Origin of the sequence: Pseudochrobactrum sp. AO18b, assembly GCF_000409565.1 — a bacterium.
Classification (GTDB): Bacteria; Pseudomonadota; Alphaproteobacteria; order Rhizobiales; family Rhizobiaceae; genus Pseudochrobactrum; species Pseudochrobactrum saccharolyticum.
Genome location: NZ_ANNO01000363.1, coordinates 1 through 8186, shown reverse-complemented (window position 1 = coordinate 8186; position 8186 = coordinate 1). Strand labels below are relative to the sequence as shown.

General features: G+C 52.3%; 5 protein-coding genes. 1 reads left to right on the top strand and 4 read right to left on the bottom strand.

The window, feature by feature from the left end:
• Window positions 1-30: 30 nt before the first annotated feature.
• From A918_RS0113990 to thrC, 4 genes are all read right to left on the bottom strand, one after another.
• Window positions 31-2895 carry an EAL domain-containing protein gene (locus A918_RS0113990; protein WP_028233821.1) on the bottom strand — a complete coding sequence of 955 codons (2865 nt, stop codon included), beginning with the start codon at window positions 2893-2895 and terminating at the stop codon, window positions 31-33.
• A 70-nt stretch (window positions 2896-2965) separates the two neighbouring features.
• Window positions 2966-3577: a GNAT family N-acetyltransferase gene (locus A918_RS0113985; RefSeq protein ID WP_022711668.1), complete on the bottom strand. Its 612-nt coding sequence runs from the start codon at window positions 3575-3577 to the stop codon at window positions 2966-2968.
• An 18-nt stretch (window positions 3578-3595) separates the two neighbouring features.
• Complete coding sequence (locus tag A918_RS0113980; RefSeq protein ID WP_022711667.1) at window positions 3596-4894, bottom strand: pitrilysin family protein; 1299 nt, start codon at window positions 4892-4894, stop codon at window positions 3596-3598.
• Between the two features lie 199 nt (window positions 4895-5093).
• Window positions 5094-6491: a threonine synthase gene (gene thrC, locus A918_RS0113975; RefSeq protein ID WP_022711666.1), complete on the bottom strand. Its 1398-nt coding sequence runs from the start codon at window positions 6489-6491 to the stop codon at window positions 5094-5096.
• 399 nt (window positions 6492-6890) lie between these two features.
• Between thrC and A918_RS0113970 the strand changes: the two genes are divergently transcribed.
• Window positions 6891-7466: a hypothetical protein gene (locus tag A918_RS0113970; protein WP_028233820.1), complete on the top strand. Its 576-nt coding sequence runs from the start codon at window positions 6891-6893 to the stop codon at window positions 7464-7466.
• Window positions 7467-8186 lie beyond the last annotated feature (720 nt).

Genomic DNA, 8186 nt, shown 5'->3' with positions numbered 1-8186 from the left:
GCGTTGTTTTTTATTTTTGACGAATTATGCTTATTCTACTGTCTGACCATTGAGCAGGCGGGCTGCATTTTCAGCCGTCATTGGCTGGCCGAACAGGAAGCTCTGAACATATTCGCAGCCCATTTCACGCAATTGCATGGCGTCCTGTTCGCTTTCAACACCTTCTGCAACAACCTTGAGTTCCAGATCCTGCGCCATGCGAATGATGGAGCGCAGCAGCGTCGCTTTCTGCGGCTTATCACCTTTGACGAAGGAGCGGTCGATCTTAATCATGTCGATCGGGAAGCGTGTCAGATAGGCAAGCGATGAATAGCCGGTGCCGAAATCATCCAGTGACAGGCCGACACCCATAGATTTCAGCTCGTTCAGCATATGTGCTGATTGTTCCGGATTTTCCATCAGCACGGATTCTGTCAGTTCCAGTTTGAGCGTGCCTTTGGTCACATGTGTACGGGACAGGATCGCACGGACATCGCTCAGCAAATCCTGACGGATCAGCTGGGTGCTGGACAGATTGACGGAGACAAACAGGTTCGGACGCGACAGGTTTTCCTGCCAGTTGAACAGGTCATTGGCTGATTGCTGCATGGCAAACAGACCAAGCGGCACGATGAGGCCTGAATTTTCGGCAATCGGAATAAATTCAGACGGCGAAATCGGCCCGCGGCGCGGATGTTCCCAGCGCATCAAAGCTTCAAAACCGGCAATAGTGCCGTCCTGCAAATTCACAATCGGCTGATAAGCAATTGTGATTTCCTTGCGCTCAATAGCGCGGCGCAGATCGGATTCCAGCTGCAGCTTGTCGCTGCCAATAGCACGGAAGGACGGGCGGAACGGTTCAATACGGTCGCCGCCAAAACGCTTGGCCTGATACATGGCCAGTTCCGCATCTTTTATCATATCTTCCGCATTGGCGGCATTGGCCGTCCATGTCAGAAGGCCGACCGATGCTGTCAGCACAATCTCGCGCTTGGCATAAGAGATCGGCGCACGGATGGCCTGACGCAGCGCTTCTGCAAAGGCTGCAACCTTTGCCGGATCAGATTCAGACGCGAGGATCAGGCCGAACTGGTCGGATGACAGTCTTGAAAGCGTATCCTGCGGCTTCATCAAGCGGAACAGGCGGCGCGAGATTGTCAGCAAAATCGTATCACCGGCAGACATGCCGAGGCTGTCATTGACCTGTTTGAACCGGTCAATATCAATGACGAAAACAGTCGGTTTGAGCCTGCTCTCATTATAGGACATGCTCATGACATTGGCGAGGCGGTCGAGGAACAGTTCGCGGTTCGGCAGGCCGGTAAGATTGTCATGCACGGCATCATGCAGCAGGCGTTCTTCGGCCTTTTTCTGCTCAGTCACATTATGCAGCGTTCCGACACAGCGCACAATTTCACCATCCGAGCCGATAACCGGACGCGCGCGCAGATGATACCAGTGATAGTGACCGTCATTGGCACGCAGGCGGAAAGTCTGATGAATACGACCGCGACGATTTTCCAGAATTGCATCCAGCGTGGTGCGGAAGCGGTCACGGTCATCACCATGCATCACCGGCAGCCAGTTGCGCACAGGGCCGAGAAGGCTGGCCGCAGCCGTGCCGAGATAGGTGGAAATATCAGGCGTTGTCACCACGCGGTCGCGCGGCACATCCCAGTCCCAGACAATATCGCCGGAACCGATAACCGCCAGCGCCTGCCGCTCCATATCGGAGAACAGACCGACACGCAACACGCCGCCCGCAAAAGCATGTTGCATCACGGTGAAGCCGATCAGCAGAACGATCAGGACAAGACCACCGCCAAGCGCAGGCTGCACGATGTCATTGTCCAGACGGCCGGAAACGGCCAGCCATGCGCCGGTCATCCATATGGCAATCAGCAGCCATGTGGGGATCAGCATAATCGCGCGGTCATAGCTGCGCAAAGCCAGAATGCCGATAATGACGATGCCGCAGATAACGGTCAGCGCAAAAGAGATACGGGCAATACCGGCCGCAATCGGCGGATCAAAAATCGCCACACCGCTCAGCATCATCAGGCCGAGAACCCATGCCACAGCGCCATAGGAAAAATGGTCGTGCCAGCGGTTGAGATTGAGATAGGTGAACAGGAAAATCAGGAAACTGGCAGCCAGTGCCACTTCCGTGCCCGCCCGCCACATTTGCTCATTGCCGGGGGTGATAGCGATCAGCTTGTTCCAGAAGCCGAAATCCACACAGATATAGGCCAGAACCGCCCATGCCAGTGCCGCAGCAGCAGGGAACAGCGATGTTCCGCGCACAACAAAAAGAATGGTCAGAAACAGCGCCAGCAGGCCGGAAATACCGAGCAGAATACCGCGATAGAGCGTGTAGGAGTTGATTGTGTCTTTATAGGCATCCGGCTCCCACAGATAAAGCTGCGGCAGATTAGGGGAGGCCATTTCCGCAACCAGTGTAATCACCGAGCCCGGATTGATGGTAATCAGAAACACATCCGCATCAGGGCTGACCTGACGGTCAAGCGCAAAGCCCTCACTCGGCGTGATGGAGGAAATGCGCTGCGAACCCAGATCCGGCCAGACAAAGCCCGATTTCACAAGACGGTAATGCGGGGCAACAATCAGACGGTCAATCTGCTCATCAGTCGGATTGGCAATAGCAAAAGCTGCCCAGTTACCGCTGGAGCGTTTGTCCTTGTCGGCCTGCACTTCAATGCGGCGCACAATGCCGTCGGCACCGGGAGCCGTGGATATCTGCACAGTATCACCCTGATTATGCATGATTTGCACAGCGCGGGTGAGGTCGAGAGCCGTATCTTCTTTGGAAATTTTGATCGGCTCAACTGCGGATGCAGGAACCGTGATCTGCAATAATGCTGCGATAAAGGCAAACACACAGAAAAACGTTTTCAATCGGTTCTGAAAGTTTTCTGTCACTATCTTTACCTTTTTGTCTTGGTATCAGGTGCTTTGCGCTTAACGGTCAGACGGCTGTTGTTTTAACAGAAAGACCTCTGCGCTGCTCTTCTCCCTCAATCAGGCTGTAGAGCAGATGATCCTGCCACAGGCCGTTAATCTTGAGATAGGAGCGCAATGTGCCTTCCAGTAAAAATCCGGCTTTTTCAAGAAGCCTGACCGAACGCAGATTAGACGGAATACAGGCAGCTTCAAGTCTGTGCAACCGCAGTTCACTGAATGCGAAGGGGATAACCAGTTTCAAAGCGTCGAACATATAGCCCTGACCGGCATGAGGTGCGCCGCACCAGTATCCGATCTGTCCGGATTGGGCGACACCGCGCCGGATATTACCGAGGGTGATTCCCCCCAGTAAAACATTGTCGGACCTGCGGAATAAAAACAGCGACCATGCATTTCCGCTGCGTGCTTCTTCAGAGTAATGGCGCAGACGCAACCGGAAACTGGATTTTTCCAGCTCGTCATCCCGCCATATAGGCTCCCACGGGGTCAGAAAAGCACGGCTTTTTTCGCGCAGATTTGCCCATTGGCGGTAATCAGACCATTGCGGCTCACGCAAAAACAGACGCTCCCCCTTCAGATACACAGACGGTGTTTTGCTGAAGGGAAAGCTGATCATGGTACCCAGCCTGTTAAGTTAAACTGCCAGTGCCGGACGCTTATTCGCGGCGAAGCCGCGCAACGTGCCGTGAATATCGTCATAACCCATCATCTGGCTGACAGGGCCGACAGCGGCAATGGTCGGTTTACTGTCGAGGAACATGCGACCGGAAAGATCTGTCAGACGTTCAGGCGTAATCAGGCTCAGACGTTCCAGCAGTTCTTCATTCGGTACCGGACGACCATAGAGCAGCATCTGGCGGGCAATCTGACCTGCTCGGCTTGCTGCACTTTCCTGCGACATCAGCAGACCGGCGCGATATTGCGCACGGGCGCGGTCAACTTCCTGAATATTGATATTACTCGATGCTTCATAAAGCTCGTTGAGAACAACCGGCACCAGTTCCTCAAGGTTTTCACGTCCTGTTGCCGCATGAATGCCGAACAGGCCGGTATCGGAAAAGCCCCAATGGAAGGCATAGACAGAATAGCACAGACCACGCTTTTCACGCACCTGCTGGAACAGGCGGGAAGACATGCCGCCGCCGAGAACCGTTGCCAGAAGCTGTGAGGCATAGAAATCGCGCACATGGTAAGCGCGGCCTTCAAAGCCGATTAGCACCTGGGCATCCATCAGGTCACGTTCTTCGCGGTAATCACCGCCGACATAGGATGCTTTCACTGGCGCTGCAGCCTGTGTCGTTGCGCGGAAACCGCCGAGACGGCTTTCCACTTCGCGCACAAACGAGGCGTGGTCAACGGCACCGGCAGCGACAACAACCATACGGTCGGCGCTATATTGTTCATTGATATAATTACGCAGATCACCCGGTGTGAAGGACTGCACCGTTTCCGGTGTGCCGAGAATGGAGCGTCCGATCTGCTGGTTCAGATAGGATGTTTCAGAAAAACGATCGAAAACAATGTCATCGGGCGTATCATAGGCCGCGCCGATTTCCTGCATGATGACGTTTTTCTCGCGTTCCAGCTCATCTTCATCGAATTTTGAGCTGGTGAGAATGTCGGCCAGAATATCAATCGCCAGCGGCAGATCATTGCGCAGAACGCGGGCATAATAAGAGGTGGTCTCAACGCTGGTTGCGGCATTGATCTCACCGCCGACATTTTCAATATCGGCTGCAATCTGCCATGCACTGCGGTTTTCTGTGCCTTTGAAGGCCATATGCTCGAGAAAATGCGCAATGCCGTGGCGGTTATGCGCTTCATTGCGGGAGCCTGCCTTGACCCAGATACCCAATGCCACGCTTTCAATCAGCGGCATGGTTTCGGTGGCAATTGTCAGTCCGTTGGACAGAACGCTAACTTCTACACCCATTCTAGGCATACTCCCCTGAGTATTTTAACCGTCAGCTTCTTTGAGTCTGACGGGCATGGCAATGCGACAAAGAAAGAACGTGACCGTTCCGGAAGAGCTCGTCTGCCCCTGTTGTTTTATCAGGTGACATATAGGGGCAGAGCGAAATCTATGCAAATTTGCTGCCATAATACAACATATGGCTGCAGCAGAACCTTGATTATTTTGCTGCTCGCGAGTGGCTGCGGATATGATCTTCCACCACTTTCAGGTCATTTTGAAGACGCGTGAAATGTTCTTTACGCTCCATCAGATCACTGAGCCATGCAGGCAGAGCCGGAGAAACACCGCAGGCATCTTTCACCGCATCCGGGAATTTGGCCGGATGGGCGGTTGCCAGCACCACCATCGGTGAGGCTGTATCTGCGTGTTCGCGCGCAACTTTAACGCCGATAGCCGAATGCGGGTCAAGCAGATAGCCGTCCTGTTTCAGTACTGAGTCAATGGTTGCAGCGGTTTCCGCAACGGTTGAACGACCGGCAGCAAACTGATTGCGGATGGTTTTGAGCGGTGCATCGGCAATGGTGAATTCACCGGACTGGCCAAGGCTGCGCATCAACCCGCGAATAGCTGCTGCATCACGATCATAGGATTCAAACAGCAGACGCTCGAAATTCGAGGAAATCTGGATATCCATGGACGGAGAAGAGGTCTGCTCCACACCGCGCATTGCATAGGAGCCGGTGGCAACAGTGCGTGACAGGATATCATTGTCATTGGTGGCAATGATCAGACGGTCAATCGGCAGTCCCATTTTTTTGGCGACAAAGCCCGCAAAAATATCGCCGAAATTACCGGTCGGCACAGTGAAGGACACTTTGCGATCCGGTGCGCCGAGGCTGATTGCTGATGTGAAATAATAAACGATCTGCGGCATGATACGTGCCCAGTTGATCGAATTCACACCGGAGAGAGAAAGCGTGTCACGGAAGTTCAGATCATTGAACATGCCTTTGACGAGGTTCTGACAATCGTCAAAATTACCGTCGATCGACAGAGCATGAACATTGCTGGCTGCAGATGAGGTCATCTGGCGCTGCTGCACAGGTGACACACGGCCATGCGGGAACAGGATGAAAATATCGGTATTGTCGCGACCGGCAAAAGCTTCAATCGCTGCGCCGCCGGTATCGCCGGAAGTTGCGCCGACAATGGTTGCGCGCTGTCCGCGCTGTGCCAGCGTATAATCCATCATGCGTGACAGCAGCTGCATTGCCACATCTTTAAAGGCGAGAGTCGGGCCGTGGAAAAGCTCCAGCACAAATTCATTCGCACCGGTTTGCATCAGCGGGCAGACGGCATCATGGCGGAATGAGCCATAAGATTCGCGCACCATTTTTTCAAATTCGGCGTCCGGAATCTCACCATTCACAAAAGGAGTGAGGACTGCGAGGGCGATTTCCACATAGGATTTGCCGCGCAGCTTGCGGATGTCATCTGAGGAAAATTGCGGATAGGTTTCCGGCAGATAGAGACCGCCGTCCCGCGCCAAACCCGCCAAAAGTGCATCAGAAAAGCCCAAAACCGGCGCTTCGCCACGGGTGCTGATATATTTCATAAGATTTCAGGCCTCATTCAGTCAATGCAATTCTGTGCCGGTTTTGAGCCGGTTTTGGTCAAGTTTGCGGTGTTTTCCTGTCATATCTCTTGTGGCTGACGCAAGCATCGGTGGATAGAGCTTGCCCTGTTCACAAAAAACGTGAAAATATTATCTCATAATGCATGTTAAGCGCCTTGCGTCCATATGGATATGTCAAAGACGCCGCAGGATTTGGGTATAAAGCGCATTCCAAAAAGTGTGAAACGGTTTTTGGGTAAAATGCGCGATGGTGAAGAATTTACGCATCAGACAAAGAGTGGAACTCTTTGGGAGATGCGGGAAACAAGACAACAGAACAGTTACGGCGCGTTGCCGGAGCGGTTCGCAAACAGGTTCAATATTCAGGAAGACCGGTTTATGCAGAAATCTACCTTCGGACGTTTAAATCCTCTTTCATTGCGGTTTACCCGTTTGGGTGGAGCTGCATTGCTTGGTTTGTTGGTTGCCGGTTGCTCAACCAGCGGCAATCAGCAGGGTGCTGTTTCCACATCCGGTGAGCAGCGCGTGACACAGGCGGATTTGCAGGCCTATTGCCCGCGCATCAGCCTGCGTGAGGGAACGTCATTCTTCAGCACTTATGAAAAGGGCGGAAACGGTGACAGCAGCCGTGTGGTTTATCAGGCTTCGATCAGCGATGTGACCCGCGATTGCCGTCGGGATAATGGTACGCTGACAATTACTGTTGCAGCCGCAGGCCGCGTTGTACCTGGGCCGAAATTCCGCAACGGCACAATCAATATGCCGATCCGCGTTGTGGTGATGGAAGGCGATAAAGTGATCTCCACAAAACTGCATAAACAGGCAGTTGCGATGAATAATTCCCAGTCGGCAACACAGTTCCTGTTTGCGGGAACGCCGGTGAGCGTGCCTGAAGCATCGTCACGTCAGGTGCAGATCTTTATTGGTTTTGATGAAGGCCCGAACAAGGGTTAATCTGAAGTCACGACAGTTAAAAATGCCGTATTCCCGACAAGGAATGCGGCATTTTTTATTGTACCGAAGCACAATGCTGTCCGGTGATACTGTTAAAAGCAGCTAGAGCATGTCGCAGCGAAATGGACACATTGAGCGTTCGCGAACATGCGACCAGAAAAAAATCTAGAGCGAGTGCCATGAATACACTTGGCGGGATATGCTCTAACTCTTTGTGTTAACGCGTATCTTATCCGATCGAAGCGGGATAAGAAAACAGTCCGGTGGACTGTTTTCCCCGCGAAGGCGCTTCGCACTTTTCGGGATACGCTCTGGCAGATGCTGTATTCTGTCTGGTATTTGCCAAGTGTCTAAAATTAGTGCATAAATTATTTACTATAGGTTCATATTGCCGTGGGTTTTGCAGGTCGGAAAATCTGAAAGCTTCTTACGGTAAATAAAACTTTTATCTGAAAAATATTATTTAATATCAATTATTTGCGAATTTTTTGTCAGTGATTTGTCCGGTTTTCGGATGTGCTTACGGGAAAATACCGCCTGTTCATCGTTAAAGCGATGAAAGAATGAAACTATTTGTAATCTCTAACGTTTAGACTGCTGGCATGATGACAGTATATGAACTCATTCAGGAACCAACCGACACCTGGGCCATTTTTGAAATGGATTCCGGTGAACCGGTTATGATTGAAGGCCGTCCGATGATTGGTCTCAGCGAGACAG